This window comes from Nereida sp. MMG025 (assembly GCF_021654165.1).
Classification (GTDB): domain Bacteria; phylum Pseudomonadota; class Alphaproteobacteria; order Rhodobacterales; family Rhodobacteraceae; genus Nereida.
This window is the reverse complement of sequence record NZ_JAKFZN010000001.1, coordinates 633,686-647,280: the sequence shown is the minus strand read 5'-3', so window position 1 is coordinate 647,280 and position 13,595 is coordinate 633,686. Positions and strand designations below refer to the sequence as shown.

General features: G+C 56.0%; 16 protein-coding genes. 8 read left to right on the top strand and 8 right to left on the bottom strand.

Features of this window, described 5'->3' with window-relative positions:
• Nucleotides 1-4: 4 nt before the first annotated feature.
• On the bottom strand, nucleotides 5-460 hold the full coding sequence (locus L1065_RS03135; protein ID WP_237093986.1) for a transcriptional repressor: 456 nt from the start codon (nucleotides 458-460) through the stop codon (nucleotides 5-7).
• Nucleotides 461-557: 97 nt separating this feature from the next.
• Here L1065_RS03135 and L1065_RS03130 point away from each other — a divergent pair, with 97 nt between their 5' ends.
• A complete protein-coding gene (locus tag L1065_RS03130) occupies nucleotides 558-1,604 on the top strand; it encodes a zinc ABC transporter substrate-binding protein (protein WP_237093985.1) in 1,047 nt (348 codons plus the stop codon).
• Nucleotides 1,605-1,620: 16 nt separating this feature from the next.
• Here the strand turns inward: L1065_RS03130 and L1065_RS03125 are convergent, their stop codons facing one another.
• Nucleotides 1,621-2,841, bottom strand: coding sequence for an FAD-binding domain-containing protein (locus L1065_RS03125; RefSeq protein ID WP_237093984.1), 1,221 nt, complete (start codon nucleotides 2,839-2,841; stop codon nucleotides 1,621-1,623).
• Between the two features lie 135 nt (nucleotides 2,842-2,976).
• Here L1065_RS03125 and L1065_RS03120 point away from each other — a divergent pair, with 135 nt between their 5' ends.
• From L1065_RS03120 to L1065_RS03090, 7 genes are all read left to right on the top strand, one after another.
• On the top strand, nucleotides 2,977-3,597 hold the full coding sequence (locus L1065_RS03120) for an ATP-dependent Clp protease proteolytic subunit (RefSeq protein ID WP_237093983.1): 621 nt from the start codon (nucleotides 2,977-2,979) through the stop codon (nucleotides 3,595-3,597).
• 172 nt (nucleotides 3,598-3,769) lie between these two features.
• Nucleotides 3,770-5,032: an ATP-dependent Clp protease ATP-binding subunit ClpX gene (gene clpX, locus L1065_RS03115; RefSeq protein WP_237093982.1), complete on the top strand. Its 1,263-nt coding sequence runs from the start codon at nucleotides 3,770-3,772 to the stop codon at nucleotides 5,030-5,032.
• A gap of 70 nt (nucleotides 5,033-5,102) precedes the next feature.
• Complete coding sequence (locus tag L1065_RS03110; RefSeq protein WP_237093981.1) at nucleotides 5,103-5,456, top strand: RidA family protein; 354 nt, start codon at nucleotides 5,103-5,105, stop codon at nucleotides 5,454-5,456.
• Nucleotides 5,457-5,535: 79 nt separating this feature from the next.
• The gene (locus L1065_RS03105) at nucleotides 5,536-6,066 is read left to right on the top strand and encodes a hypothetical protein (protein ID WP_237093980.1); all 531 of its coding nucleotides are present in this window, start codon (nucleotides 5,536-5,538) and stop codon (nucleotides 6,064-6,066) included.
• A 75-nt stretch (nucleotides 6,067-6,141) separates the two neighbouring features.
• Nucleotides 6,142-6,525, top strand: a complete 384-nt coding sequence (locus L1065_RS03100; RefSeq protein ID WP_237094529.1) for an NADH:ubiquinone oxidoreductase subunit NDUFA12 — start codon at nucleotides 6,142-6,144, stop codon at nucleotides 6,523-6,525.
• Nucleotides 6,525-6,971, top strand: coding sequence for an outer membrane lipid asymmetry maintenance protein MlaD (gene mlaD / locus L1065_RS03095; protein WP_237093979.1), 447 nt, complete (start codon nucleotides 6,525-6,527; stop codon nucleotides 6,969-6,971). Before L1065_RS03100 ends, mlaD begins: the two co-directional genes overlap by 1 nt.
• Nucleotides 6,968-7,327, top strand: a complete 360-nt coding sequence (locus tag L1065_RS03090; protein WP_237093978.1) for a DUF2155 domain-containing protein — start codon at nucleotides 6,968-6,970, stop codon at nucleotides 7,325-7,327. Before mlaD ends, L1065_RS03090 begins: the two co-directional genes overlap by 4 nt.
• Here the strand turns inward: L1065_RS03090 and aat are convergent.
• From aat to L1065_RS03060, 6 genes are all read right to left on the bottom strand, one after another.
• The gene (gene aat / locus L1065_RS03085) at nucleotides 7,294-7,944 is read right to left on the bottom strand and encodes a leucyl/phenylalanyl-tRNA--protein transferase (RefSeq protein ID WP_370641145.1); all 651 of its coding nucleotides are present in this window, start codon (nucleotides 7,942-7,944) and stop codon (nucleotides 7,294-7,296) included. The genes L1065_RS03090 and aat overlap by 34 nt on opposite strands.
• 95 nt (nucleotides 7,945-8,039) lie before the next feature.
• Entirely contained in the window at nucleotides 8,040-9,389 is a 1,350-nt protein-coding gene (accC, locus tag L1065_RS03080) for an acetyl-CoA carboxylase biotin carboxylase subunit (protein WP_237093976.1), read from the bottom strand.
• A gap of 10 nt (nucleotides 9,390-9,399) precedes the next feature.
• Nucleotides 9,400-9,891: an acetyl-CoA carboxylase biotin carboxyl carrier protein gene (gene accB, locus L1065_RS03075; protein WP_237093975.1), complete on the bottom strand. Its 492-nt coding sequence runs from the start codon at nucleotides 9,889-9,891 to the stop codon at nucleotides 9,400-9,402.
• A gap of 141 nt (nucleotides 9,892-10,032) precedes the next feature.
• Complete coding sequence (gene acs, locus L1065_RS03070; RefSeq protein ID WP_237093974.1) at nucleotides 10,033-11,970, bottom strand: acetate--CoA ligase; 1,938 nt, start codon at nucleotides 11,968-11,970, stop codon at nucleotides 10,033-10,035.
• Between the two features lie 98 nt (nucleotides 11,971-12,068).
• Nucleotides 12,069-12,824 carry an ABC transporter ATP-binding protein gene (locus L1065_RS03065; protein WP_237093973.1) on the bottom strand — a complete coding sequence of 252 codons (756 nt, stop codon included), beginning with the start codon at nucleotides 12,822-12,824 and terminating at the stop codon, nucleotides 12,069-12,071.
• Between the two features lie 12 nt (nucleotides 12,825-12,836).
• Nucleotides 12,837-13,595, bottom strand: a complete 759-nt coding sequence (locus L1065_RS03060; RefSeq protein ID WP_237093972.1) for an ABC transporter ATP-binding protein — start codon at nucleotides 13,593-13,595, stop codon at nucleotides 12,837-12,839.

Genomic DNA, 13,595 nt, shown 5'->3' with positions numbered 1-13,595 from the left:
CTTCTTATCCTTGGCAGTCGGGGCACAGGCCTTGGGCTTCTTGAACTGTGGCTTCTATCTGAAAGCCTGTGGATTCGGCCACACGCGTTAGTGTGGTCATATGCGTTTGTGCCTCAGCAACGGCATCGCAGGATCGGCAAATCATGAAGGCAGGCGTATGGTCCTGACCCGGGTGGGCGCAAGCAACATAGGCATTCAGCTTTTCGATCTTATGGGCAAAACCATTGCTGACAAGAAAATCCAATGCACGGTATGCCACGGGTGGCTGTGCGGCCAGCCCCTCTTGGCGCAGCACTTCCAAAATGTCGTAAGCCCCGATCGCACGATGTTTTTCAAGAAGAATACGCAGCACACGTTTGCGCGTTTCGGTGAACTTCAATCCGTTTGCTTCGCAATATGTCTGCGCTGCGCTCATGGCAGAGCTGACGCAGACAGAGTGATCGTGGGGGGCAAAGGCCATATGACGCTCCGTTCTCAAGTGGGGTTGTAATACTATAACATTACAGGCAATAAAACCCCAAAACCCCAAAACCCGATTCACCCCAAGGAGAATACACATGTTGCGCAATACCGCTTTATCCGTTGCTTTGATCTGCGCGGGCCCCGCATTGGCCGAGGCCCCGAATGTCATGACCGACATCCCGCCCGTTCATTCTATTGTGTCAGCGATCATGGAAGGGGTCGGAACACCTGATATAATCGTGGATCGCCAGACCTCGGTGCACAATATGCAGCTCAAACCAAGCCAGATGCGCGGGTTGCAGGAAACGGACCTTTTGATCTGGGTTGGACCCACACTATCGCCGTGGATGGAAAAGCCCGTTGCCTCGGCCGTGGGTGAGGGAAAATCCATGGTGCTTGCAGATGTAGAGGGCGTGATCCGTCTGGAAGGCCACGACCATGACCACGATCATGGCGAGGAGGATCATGCAGAGGACGAGCACGCGGATCACGAAGGACATGATGACCATGCAGATCACGAAGGGCATGATGACCACAAAGACGACGCGGCCTCATATGACCCCCATCTGTGGCTATCACCTGACAATGCGATTGTCTGGGTGCAGGCGATCACAGGCAAACTCATCGAGATTGACCCGGAGAACGCGGAAACTTACGCGGCCAATGCCTTGGAGTTCGCAAGCGGTCTGGCTTTGATGAGCCTTGCGCATGCAACCGAGCTTAACGATTATCCGCACTTCACCTACATCGTCGGGCACGATGCATTGGGCTATCTTGAGGCGTTTTATGATCGTCGCTCGATTGCTCAGATTGTGCCAACAGACGGCTCAGCTGCGTCGGTTGCACGTGTGCAAATGCTTCAAGGCTTGATCGCTGAACGCAAGATTAGCTGTGTGCTGCAAGACTATGAAACACCAGACAAAATCGTAGCACAGCTTGTAGCGGGCGAGGATATTCCGGTTCGCCGTATCGACCCGCTTGGTCAAAGCCTTGAATTTGGCCCGGACCTCTACATGGCGGTCATGACTGATCTTCATCAGGCGATGCTGGACTGTGCCCAAGCCACTCCCGCAGCGGCACATGATGACGACCATAAAGAGGAAGACCATGATCATGATGATCACGACGATCATGATCATTAAATAGGTCTGCGCGGCGTTACGTTTGGCTGTCGGCCAAACGCACGCCGCGGATACGCCCCAGAAGGCTTGGGATCTTGTCTTTGAAGCGGAAGAACCCGTGTGTGGCATGTGGCCAAGCCGCTGTATCGTAGGGCCTGCGAAGTTGGGTCAAGGTGATGCCCTTGTCAGACAAGGCGCGCTGCGCGGGTTTGAGAGCATCTCTAGCGGGTCCGACCGGCACATAAGACGTCACGACTTGGTCGAGACCCTGTTCATTGGCCCACTGGGCAAGCTGTTCGGCGTCAATAAACCCTGCCTGTGTTCCGATCCGTTCCGAATACCGCGCCGCCCCGTCGCTGATCAAATCTTGGGTGAAGCTGTGAACTGATGGTGCGACGTGCAAAGGCGATCGGTGTGCGGATGCGTTCAGACAAGCCGTTGCAACGGGTGTGACCTGATCGACGATCCAGCCAATGCTGGTGTCGTCTTCCGTGATCAAAAGACCCGTTCGCGCCCCAGTGATCAGTTCGCCGGCTTCAGGCAGGGGGCTTCTTTCAGGGTTCGGCATGCCTGTCAAAGGTTCTGCGTGCGTTGCAAGGCCCGTTGGTCGAAACCGGCCTTCGGTATATTTTGCAATGTTGTCGGGGCGGGCGAGGTAGGTTTTGCCTTTTGTGTGCAGCCCACCAACCCATCGCCATGACAATGTGTTCGATGCGGGATCGCCATCCAACAAATGCCGCAAGAAAAAATCAGCGCCCAAGGCCCAAGGAAGTCGCAGCGTGAAAATCCAGATTGAGGCAAACCACATCCGCGCGTGATTGTGCAGATACCCCGTTTGCACAAGTTCCTTGGCCCAGTGATCAAAGCAATCAATGCCCGTTTCACCCTTGCACGCCGCCTCCCATTCACTGCGCATGCCGCTTTGTGTCTGCACATCGTTCCAGGATGAATGAACGGCCTGTTTGTAGTCAGACCAGACCGACGGGCGCATCTCAAGCCAGCCTTTCCAATAGGTGCGCCAGAACACTTCCTGTACGTATTTTTCCACCGTTGAAGGGGCATAGCGGCCAAGAACGGCTTGCAAGACCTCGACCTCGGTCAACACGCGGTGCCGAATATAGGGCGATAGCACAGACACATGCGGATGGCCTGAAATATCGTAGTTACGTTTGCTGGCATAGGCGCCAGCTTTGGGGACGAATGATTGCAGCCGTTCAAGGGCTGCGGTGCGGGTTGGGGCGAAAAGCTGTTTTGTCATCTCGGGCCAGATAACGCGGCCAAGCGGTGTTTCAATAAAATGCTCAGCTGCGCCTTGTAGGTCGGGGCGGTGCGACCTACTGTCTGACAGAGTTCGAAACGCGAGCAAGATCGCAAAGCATGAAGTGAGGCGCAGATGCAAGACCCCGTAGAAACCTATATGAACCTCGTGCCGATGGTGGTTGAACAGACCAGCCGCGGCGAACGCGCCTATGATATCTTCAGCCGTCTGCTGAAAGAACGGATCATCTTTTTGAATGGGCCCGTACACGACGGGATGAGCCAGTTGGTGGTGGCACAGTTGCTCCACCTTGAGGCGGAAAACCCGAGCAAAGAAATCAGCATGTATATCAACTCGCCCGGCGGTGTCGTCACAAGCGGCCTGTCGATCTACGATACAATGCAATACATCAAGCCCAAGGTCAGCACTTTGGTGATCGGGCAGGCAGCATCTATGGGCTCGCTTTTGTTGACGGCAGGCGAGGCTGGCATGCGCTTTTCGCTGCCAAATAGCCGTGTGATGGTGCACCAGCCATCGGGTGGGTATCAGGGCCAAGCGACGGATATCATGATCCATGCGCAAGAGACCCAGAAGCTGAAAACACGCCTGAACGAGATTTACGTCAAACATACAGGCAACAAGCTCAAAGACGTAGAAGCCGCACTTGAGCGTGACAACTTCATGTCGCCCGAAGAAGCGAAAGACTGGGGATTGATCGACGAAATCGTGGAAAACCGCGCAAAAGACGACGATTGATCGCAAGCCTTAACGGTTTGTTAAGGCATCCAGCGTCAATGATCCGTGAAAATTAAGAAACGGGCATTTTCGCATTGTGGACCAAAAAGGACTGTCCTAGCATGTGTGCAAGGGCGGTCCTTTCTTCTCTTTAGGACCCGTTAACGGGGACGCACCCCGAAGGATTTGTACGATGGCGAACGCATCAGGCGGCGACAGCAAGAATACACTTTACTGTAGTTTCTGCGGAAAATCGCAGCACGAGGTACGCAAATTGATTGCGGGTCCCACAGTGTTCATTTGTGATGAATGTGTTGAACTTTGCATGGATATCATCCGCGAAGAGACCAAGGCAACGGGCTTGAAATCTTCCGAAGGCGTGCCCACCCCATTGGAAATCTGCGAGGTTCTGGACGACTATGTGATTGGTCAGGCCAAGGCCAAGCGCGTGCTGTCTGTCGCGGTGCATAACCACTACAAACGTCTGAACCACGCGGGCAAAGGCGGCGATATTGAATTGGCCAAGTCCAACATCATGCTAATCGGTCCGACTGGTTGCGGTAAGACACTGCTGGCTCAAACACTGGCGCGCATTCTGGATGTGCCGTTTACCATGGCCGATGCGACGACGCTGACCGAAGCAGGTTACGTTGGTGAAGATGTCGAAAACATCATTCTCAAACTGTTGCAGGCGTCTGAATACAATGTTGAGCGTGCGCAGCGCGGCATCGTTTATATTGACGAGGTCGACAAGATCACCCGCAAATCCGACAATCCGTCCATTACCCGCGATGTTTCGGGTGAAGGTGTGCAGCAGGCTTTGCTGAAAATCATGGAAGGCACCGTTGCATCTGTGCCGCCTCAAGGGGGGCGCAAGCATCCGCAACAGGAATTCCTGCAAGTGGATACAACCAACATCCTGTTCATCTGCGGCGGCGCATTTGCGGGACTGGACCGTATCATTGCGCAGCGCGGCAAAGGATCCGCGATGGGGTTTGGCGCAGACGTGAAAGACGAAAGCCAGAAAACGGTCGGCGAATACTTCCAGGATCTGGAACCCGAAGATCTGTTGAAATTTGGTCTGATCCCTGAGTTCGTGGGCCGCTTGCCCGTGATCGCGACGCTGGAAGATCTGGACGAAGATGCGCTTGTCACGATCCTTACACAGCCCAAAAACGCGCTGGTTAAACAATACCAGCGCTTGTTTGAACTGGAAGACGTGCAGCTGAACTTTACGGATGATGCACTGCAAGCCATCGCCAAGCGCGCGATTGAACGTAAAACAGGGGCACGCGGTCTGCGCTCGATCCTCGAAGATATCCTGCTGGATACGATGTTCGACCTGCCAGGGCAGGACAGCGTCACAGAGGTTGTGGTGAATGAAGAAGCGGTTGGCCCCGATGCCGATCCGCTGATGATCCACGGAGAGCCAGAGAAAGCCGATGCAACGGCCTAAGCATGTGGCCATGACGTAGGTTTGCGCGGTCTCGTTCCTACGGGGCCGCGCTTTTTTGTTGGGGGACATAATGATCAAACGTATCCATTCAGGTAGCGAATTCGAAAGCAAGATCGGCTACTGCCGCGCGGTCGTTGCGGGCGGGTTTGTGCATGTGGCCGGAACCGTGGGCCAAGGCGACGATGTGGTCTCGCAATGCCGCGCGGCGCTTGAAACCATCGAAGATGCGTTGCGCGAGGCAGGCAGCGACTTAACCAAAGTCGTGCGGGTGAGCTATTATTTACCCGACGCGGCCGAGTTCGAACCCTGCTGGCCTATCTTGTCGGAGGCTTTTGGCGCACACCCGCCCGCGGCCACCATGATCGAATGTGGCTTGATTGATTCGAAATACCGGATCGAAATCGAAGTTACGGCGTTGGCATAACATGCGTCGGTTTATTCTTGGTCGCTTGGTGCCGCGCGGTTTGCTGATCGTTTTGATCGTTTTGTTTTGGTAACGAATTATGACGTGGATTATTCGAATTCTGATGGTCGCTTTGATCGGGCTGACGCTTTATGCAGCACGTGATGTCTTGGCCAGTTTAGGGCTGTCAGCGAACACAAGAAATGCGATCGAAGATGCCGATGTGTTCTTTGGCCCGCTGCCAATTTCGGGTGTTCGTTCCTATAAACCGCGCCACATAGGGCCCTATGGATGTACTTACGTGCTGTTGCGCCTTGAAGCCGATGCGCCCGAAATGCCACCCAAGCTGACCGTGTCCAAATGGGGACCAACCGCCAGTCTGGAACAGGACGGCGGATGGCAACCTACGCCGCAGCTCTTCCCTGACAGTCATGGTTCTGCGCAGTATTGCTTCACAGGGTTCCCTGAAAAAATGGACGGTGTCGGCATTGACGGTCACGCGGATGAATTGCTGAGCGTGCTTCAGTCGCAAGGCGCGTGGGTGTCCTTCTTTGGGGGTGGCGAGGGGCAATACATGGCGCTTTACTCCGCAGAACACCGTTTGGCGTTTCGTCTGCGTTGGGGCGACTAGCGGCGCGCCGCTTTGCCCACTTTACCATGGCCTTCAGATGGGCCATATGTGCGGGGACGAAAACGCGAGGCGCTCATGGGTATCCTGAACTTTATCAAACGTGCGGTAACATGGTGGGACGGCCAGTCCCTTGGCACACAGCTTTGGACATGGCGCAAAGGCAAACGCGTGGGCGAAGATGACCAAGGGAATGTGTTTTACGAAACCAAAGACGGCAAGCGCCGTTGGGTTATCTATAACGGCCTTAACGAAGCATCGCGTGTATCGCCTGATTGGCATGGTTGGTTGCATCATACGTGGGACAGTGTTCCGACAGACAAACCCCTTCCACATAAGCAGTGGGAAAAACCGCATATGCCGAACCTGACAGGGACTGCGATGGCTTATGCGCCCGCTGGCTCGATCCGCAAATCCGACCCCAAAGAGCGGTCGGACTATGAGGCGTGGAGCCCAGAATAATGTCAGACACACGGGGCGAGGTGATACTGGGCGGCGCAGTTTTGGCAGCCGCCATCGGCTTTCTGGTTTATGCCGCCCAAGCAACAGGCTTTGCCAACGGTGCATCTGATTTTGAACTTACGGCAAGTTTCAGATCCGCCGAAGGCATCAGCGTTGGAACCGATGTGCGTATGTCGGGTGTCAAGATCGGCACCGTGACGGGGATGGAATTGAACCCCCAAACCCTGCGTGCCGATACGACGTTTGCTTTGATCGACGGTGTCGAGATCCCTGATGATAGTGCGATCACCATTTCATCAGAAGGTCTGTTGGGTGGCAATTTCGTTGAAATCCAGCCGGGTGGAAGCATGTTCGCTTTTGAAGACGGCGCCGAAATCGAAGACACGCAAGGTGCGGTGAGCCTTGTTTCCCTGCTTTTGGCCTTTGTGGGTGGAAGCGATCAATGATCCGCGCGCTCACTGCATGTGTGCTCGGCTTGGCCATTGCAGCCCCTGCCGTGGCACAACAGACCCGAAATGCCCCACAAGGCATCATCCGCGTCCTCGATAAAACCACTGGAACAGTCCAAGACCTAGAGCTTGAGATATTTGAAACCCGCACCGTGGGCCGTCTGAGCGTTGCAATGCAAGAGTGCCGTTACCCCAGATCGAACCCGTCGGGTGACGCTTATATCTTGCTTACCGTCACAGCGCAGGGCAGTGAAACACCTGTTTTTGAGGGCTGGATGATCGCGTCTGCGCCTGCACTGAACGCAATGGAACACCCCCGCTATGATGTTTGGGCGTTGCGCTGCAAGACCTGATCAGCGGCCGGACTGCCTGGGCCTGATGCCCAAAAATCCGCGTCTTGCGACAAACCATGGGCCAAGAGATCGTGATAGGTCTTGCGGGATATTTCGACCCCTCCGAGGCTTTCAAGGTGCGGCGTGATGAATTGCGTATCAAACAATGTGAACCCACCCATGCGCAATCGGTCCACCAGATAGGCCAGCGCAATTTTTGATCCGCCTGTTTGGCTGGAAAACATGCTTTCGCCGAAAAACACACCACGGATTGCGACCCCGTAAACACCCCCAAAAAGCGTGCCGTCGGGTGTTGAGACCTCAATGGAATGTGCAAATCCGCTTGAAAAAAGCTGTTGATACAACTTCTCAATTCTTGTGCTGATCCACGTGTCTTTACGCGCGGCACACTGCTGTAGGACTGCATCGAAGTGTTGATCCGCGGTGACTGCGTATTCCCCCTTGCGCATCTGTTTGGCCAAACTGCGCGAGATGTGGAACCCGTCCAATGGCATCACGCCACGCTTGCGCGGATCAACCCAGTAAATATCGGGATCGTGACGCCCGTCCGACATCGGAAAGATGCCCGCCTGATAGGCGCGCAGCAGCACCTCTGGCGTGAGTGTCTCGTTCATTATGGGATCTCCTGCGCCAAACCATCGCAAATGGGGCGGCAAATGAAAAGGGCCAGATCGGTGATCTGGCCCTGTGTCTTAGTATATAGTGCGTCGCGCTACCCTTGCAGGTTCGTTTCCAGCCAGTGTTCAAGCCAATGGATATCGTAATCGCCCGTCAGAATGTCTTTCTGTCCAAGCAACGCATCAAAAAGCGGGATGGTCGTATCGACGCCATCCACAATCAATTCGCCCAAAGCGCGGTTCAGACGCGAGAGAGCTTCTGGACGGTTGCGGCCATGAACAATCAACTTACCGATCAGACTGTCGTAATAAGGCGGGATCGAATACCCATCATAAAGGGCGCTATCCATGCGGACGCCCAGACCACCGGGCGCGTGATACTGGGTGATCTTGCCAGGGCAAGGCGAGAAATTGGGGAGTTTCTCTGCATTGATCCGCACTTCGATTGCGTGCCCATTGATCACCAGATCGTCCTGGTCGAACGACATGTCAACGCCCGCGGCAACGCGGATTTGCTCGCGCACCAGATCAACACCAAAGATCGCTTCGGTGACAGGGTGTTCCACCTGCAAACGGGTGTTCATTTCGATGAAAAAGAACTCGCCATCTTCATAGAGAAACTCGATGGTGCCCGCGCCGATATAGTTGATATCGGCCATGGCATCGGCGCAAATCCTGCCGATCCGTGCGCGCGTTTCGGGATCAATCGCAGGACCCGGTGCTTCTTCGAAAACCTTTTGGTGACGTCGCTGAAGCGAACAATCCCGCTCGCCCAGATGAACGGCTTTGCCTTTCCCGTCGCCAAAGACCTGAATTTCGATATGGCGCGGTTTGCCGAGATACTTCTCGATATAAACCTCGTCATTGCCAAAATTCACTTTGCCCTCTTGGCGCGCGGTCTGGAAGGCTTGCTCCATCTCGTCGGCGGATTTGGCCAGTTTCATGCCTTTGCCGCCACCACCTGCTGTCGCCTTGATGATCAGCGGATAGCCAATTTCTTCGCCCAGTGCCTTAGCCTCTTCGACTGTTGCAACACCACCTTCAGAGCCTGGCACACATGGCACACCCAGTTTCTTCATTGTGTCTTTGGCGGTGATTTTATCGCCCATGACGCGAATGTGCTCGGATGTTGGGCCGATAAATGTGATGCCGTGATCTTCGAGTATTTCGACAAACCGTGCGTTTTCAGACAAGAAACCATAGCCGGGGTGTATCGCTTGGGCGCCGGTGATCTCGCAAGCCGCCACGATCGCAGGGATCGACAAATAGCTGTCGGTTGAGGATGGCGGGCCGATGCAAATAGCCTCATCCGCCATGCGCACATGCATGGCATCTGCGTCTGCGGTCGAATGGACCGCGACAGATTGCACACCCATTTCACGGCAGGCGCGGATGACCCGCAAAGCAATTTCGCCACGGTTGGCGATCAGGATTTTATCGAACATTGCCAATGCCTTATTCGAGGATCACAAGCGGTGCGCCATATTCGACAGGGGCACCATCTTCGACCAGAATACGTTTGACGGTCCCTGCACGTGGCGCAGGAATATGGTTCATTGTTTTCATGGCCTCTACAATCAGAAGGGTATCACCTTCTTTGACCTGCGTGCCTACGCTGACAAAAGATGGCGCGCCGGGCTCTGCTTGCATGTAGATCGTGCCGACCATTGGCGATGTCACAGCGCCAGGATGATTGGCGGGGTCATCGCTGGCCTCTGCCAAGGGGGCAGGTGCTGCGGCAGGCGCTGCCGCTGCAACTGGTGCCGGCGCTGCGACAGCTGCGGGCGCGGCTGCGACCATTTGGGTTTGTCTGCTCACACGAACGTTCAGACTGTCTGCTTCGCCATAGTCCCGTTTGACCTGCAATTCTGTCAGATCATTCTCGCGCAAAAGCTCGGCCAACGCCTGAATGAACTCAACATCGCTATCGTGGGTTTTTTTCGCCATTTTTGTGTTCCCTAACGCATGCACCCTGTTGTTCGCGGGCGTCTTAGGGCCTGTATAGGTGAAGCCTGACCCAAGGAAAAGCACCCCGATGCGTTTTAACATCGGGGTGCTTTGATGGGACTTCAAGGTAAACGACGGTTCTTAGATATTCATTCTATTTTCGATGAGGTCGTCGACGACGGCGGGTTCGGCGAGTGTTGATGTGTCGCCGAGTGCGCCGAAGTCGTTTTCGGCGATTTTGCGCAGGATGCGGCGCATGATTTTGCCGGAGCGTGTTTTGGGCAGGCCGGGGGCCCATTGGATCAGGTCGGGTTTGGCGATGGGTCCGATCTCTGAGCGGACCCATGTTTCCAGCTCTTTGCGCAGCTCTGGCGTGGGCTCGACCCCGTTCATCAGCGTGACATAGGCGTAGATGCCCTGGCCTTTGATGTCATGGGGGTAGCCGACCACAGCGGCCTCGGCCACTTTGGCGTGGGCGACCAGCGCGCTTTCGACTTCGGCCGTGCCCATGCGGTGGCCCGACACGTTGATCACATCGTCCACGCGGCCGGTGATCCAGTAGTCGCCATCGGCGTCGCGGCGGCAGCCGTCACCTGTGAAGTAATAGCCCGGGTAGTCGGCGAAGTAGGTCTTCTCGAAGCGTTCGTGATCGCCCCAGACGGTGCGCATCTGACCGGGCCAGCTGTCTTTGATGACCAGCACGCCTTCAACGTCATTGCCGTGGATTTCTTCGGCCGATTGTGGGTCCAGCACCGCAGGCTGGATGCCAAAGAACGGCTGTTGGGCCGATCCGGGCTTGAGCGTTGTGGCACCGGGCAGCGGCGTCATCAGGTGGCCGCCTGTCTCGGTCTGCCACCACGTGTCGACGATGGGGCAGCGGCCCTTGCCGACCACGTCGTTGTACCAGTTCCAGGCCTCTGGGTTGATTGGCTCGCCGACGGTGCCCAGAACGCGCAGATCCGACAGATCGCAGCCTTCCACAAAGGAATTGCCCTGACCCATCAGCGCGCGCAGGGCGGTGGGGGCGGTGTAGAACTGGGTGACCTTATGCTTCTCGCAGACCTGCCAGAAGCGGCTGGCGTCGGGGTAGGTGGGCACGCCTTCGAACATGATCGTGGTCGCGCCATTGGCCAGCGGACCGTAGACGATATAGCTGTGGCCCGTGACCCAACCGACGTCTGCGGTGCACCAGAAGATATCGCCTTCGTGGTAGTCAAAGACCAGCTCCTGGGTCATCGCCGCATAGGTCAGATAGCCGCCCGATGTGTGGACAACGCCCTTGGGCTGGCCTGTCGAGCCTGAGGTATACAGAATGAAGAGCGGGTCTTCGGCGCCCATCTCGGCGGGGTGGCTGACGTCCGAGGCCTCAAGGGCCATCTCGTTGTAATCATAGTCGCGGTCTGTCCATGTGGTCTGCCCGCCGGTGCGCTTGACGACCAGACATTTGACGCTGTCCTTGCAGTGCAGCAGGGCCTGATCGGCGTTGGACTTGAGTGGGGTGACGCGGCCGCCGCGCGGGGCCTCGTCGGCGGTGATGACCACCTTGGCGTCACAGCCGTTGATCCGCGCCCCCAAAGCGTCGGGGCTGAAGCCCGCGAACACGATGGAATGGATCGCGCCGATGCGCGCGCAGGCCAGCATGGCATAGGCGGCCTCGGGGATCATCGGCAGATAGATCACCACACGGTCGCCGCGACGCACGCCAAGCTCTTCAAGGATGTTGGCCATCTTGCAAACCGACGTGTGCAGCTGCTTGTAGGTGATGTGCTTGGCAGGCGTGTCGGGGCTGTCAGGCTCCCAGATGATGGCCGTCTGATCACCGCGCGTGGCCAGATGGCGGTCAATACAGTTGGCCGCAACGTTCAGCGTGCCATCAGCATACCAGTTGATCTTGACCGACCCGAGCGTGTAATCCACGTCCTTGACCTGGCTATACGGCTTAATCCAATCCAACCGCTTACCCGCATCCCCCCAAAAACCGTCAGGATCACTGATAGAACGGTGGTACATTTCTTGGTATTTTGCCGCGTCGATATGGGCTGATTTCGAAAATTCGGGGCTCGGGGCGTAGTTCGACATCAGATCAAATCCTCCCAAATGTCATAGTCTTAAAATTTTGGCCCCACACTCTGGGGGAATGCAGGGCCAAGAGACGTCCTCGGAACGTCGCAGGGACGTCAGATCGCGAGATACTCGGCGCGCAATTCGGCGTTGTCCAGAACCTCGGCGGCGGTGCCGTCAAAGACAATGCCCCCGGTGTCGAGGATCACAGCACGGTCGGCCAATTCCAAAGCACGTACTGCGTTTTGCTCGACCAACACGGTTGTCATGCCCTGTTCTTTGATATGGATCAGCGTCTTTTCGATTTCGTCCACGATGACAGGCGCCAGCCCTTCGTAGGGTTCGTCGAGCAGCAAAACCTTGATGTCGCGGGCCAGTGCACGTGCGATGGCCAGCATTTGTTGTTCACCACCTGACAGGGTTGTGCCTTCCTGTTTGCGGCGTTCGCCCAGACGTGGGAACAACTCGTAAAGACGTTCGTGCGACCATCCGATAGGGGGAGCAATTTGCGCCAGCGTGATGTTTTCTTCAACGGTCAGGCCTTGGATGATACGGCGGTCCTCGGGAACAAGTCCCAAACCGACAGAGGCCGCTTCGTGGCTGGACATATTGTGAAGTGGCTGGTGATCCAGCCAGATCTCGCCTTTTGTTACCTGCGGATCACCGATCCGCGCGATTGAGCGCAGGGTGGATGTTTTGCCAGCGCCATTGCGCCCCAAAAGGGCGAGGATCTCGCCTTCGTGGACGTTAAAGCTGACGCCTTGGACGATGTAGCTTTCGCCGTAGTAGGCATGCATATCCCATACAGACAGAAAGGCGGGGGCGGTTTGGGCGTGGTTGGCGTTTTTGCCGAAATCGGGTTTCACGTTCATATCATCAATCCTTTAATCAGCGCTTTCGCCCAGATACGCTTCGCGCACCTTGGGGTGGCCCTTGATCTTGTCGGGCGTGTCTTCGACCAGTGGGGTGCCTTGGGCCAGAACGGTGATCCGGTCTGCAAGGCTGAACACAACATGCATGTCGTGTTCGATGATCGCGATTGTGATGTCGCGCTCTTCCTTGATCTGTTTGAGCAGGTCGATGGTGTTGTTGGTATCGGCGCGCGCCATGCCTGCTGTGGGTTCGTCGAGCAGCAGCAAGCGGGGCTCTTGGGCCAAACACATCGCGATCTCGAGGCGGCGTTTGTCACCGCGCGACATCGAGGCTGCATGCATGTGCCGCTTGTCAGCCAAGTTCATGTCCTCAAGCATGTGCATCGCTTTGTCCTGCACATCCTTTTGGTTGCGCACCGCAGAAATGGCGTTCAGTTCGAACGAGCCATCGCGCTTTGCAAAGCAGGGGATCAGCATGTTTTCCAACACCGACAGATCGGCAAAGATTTCAGGTGTCTGGAACACGCGGCTGATGCCCATTTGGTTAATCTCGTGTGGGCTGCGCCCCAAGACTGATTGACCTTCAAAGGTGACCGACCCCGTATCGGGGATCAGCTTGCCGATGAGACAGTTCAACAATGTGGATTTACCGGCCCCGTTTGGCCCGATGATCGCGTGGCAGCTGTTTTCTGCCACGCTCAGGTTAACGTCACCCAATGCCTGCAAGCCGCCGAAGCGTTTACCGACACCTTTGACTTCAAGAATACCCAT